The 944-nt window shown below is 43.6% G+C and carries 2 protein-coding genes; both read right to left on the reverse strand.

What is annotated here, in order from left to right; all coding sequences use genetic code 11:
* Positions 1–365, reverse strand: a 365-nt coding sequence (locus A3762_RS04035) for a hypothetical protein (RefSeq protein WP_156493217.1), incomplete at its 3' end; no start/stop codon positions are given.
* On the reverse strand, positions 362–944 hold a 583-nt coding region (locus A3762_RS04040), incomplete at its 5' end, for a PD-(D/E)XK nuclease family protein (RefSeq protein ID WP_197469010.1). The genes A3762_RS04040 and A3762_RS04035, both read right to left, overlap by 4 nt.

The raw sequence follows: 944 nt of genomic DNA on the forward strand, positions 1-944 counted from the left end.
TCATCGTTGAGAACTTTAACGAAAACACTTGAGCCCTCGCCTGAACTTAAGATCGATTCGGGCAAGGCTTGCGTCGAAGTCATCAAACTTTGATCACGATGAAACACCGTTAACGATAAATGCTCATCTAGCTCATCGAGCCTGACACACTGTTTGCCAAGGCCTGATGCGTAAGACAAAACTAAAGCTAAATCAAAAACCACTTCGAGCACAGTTGATGGCAGCGCAGAATCACTTGCGCTCAGCACTTCGTTTAATGCTGCGTCTGCCGCATAAAAATCAATCCACGACACCAACGACTCACCGCGACGTAAACTCTGCTTTAAGAAACGTATACGCTGAGAAATGTTTGATGGAAGACTCATTGAGCACCTCCATCAGTAAAAAGCTGATCTAAACCTTCAATCAAACTCTGTTCTGGCTTTATAAAGTAAACGCCCGCTGGGTTATCTCCATCTGCGTCTAAACCAAGTCCTCTTAAAAACAAATACACTACACCACCAAAATGTGCCTGATAGCTGTAAGCATTTCCCATTCGTGCTTTTAACAGACGATGAATGGCTAAGCTATACAGCAGGTATTGCACATCATAACGATGCTCATTGATCGCTGCTTCTAGTTTGTCGTGCGTATAGTTGTCTGCGCTAAAACCAAGATGATTCGATTTATAATCCAGCACAAAATAAGCGTCTTGCGCTCGGAACAATAAGTCGATCGCCCCTTTAATATGCCCTTCGAATGCTTCAAAACTCAAAGCGTCTGCATTCGGATTGTACTGACGAAGTAGCGAATTAAAGTTCGACAAAGAGAAATCATCTACCGAGAAATAAAACTCGGCTTCAACGCGATAATCGTTTTCGTCTAATTGTGCTAAAGCAATTGATGCTCCAGAAGCGCTGCCGATTTCTATCAGCGGCAGCGCAAGCACTTGTTGAACCCATTGC

The organism is Oleiphilus sp. HI0125 (assembly GCF_001635355.1).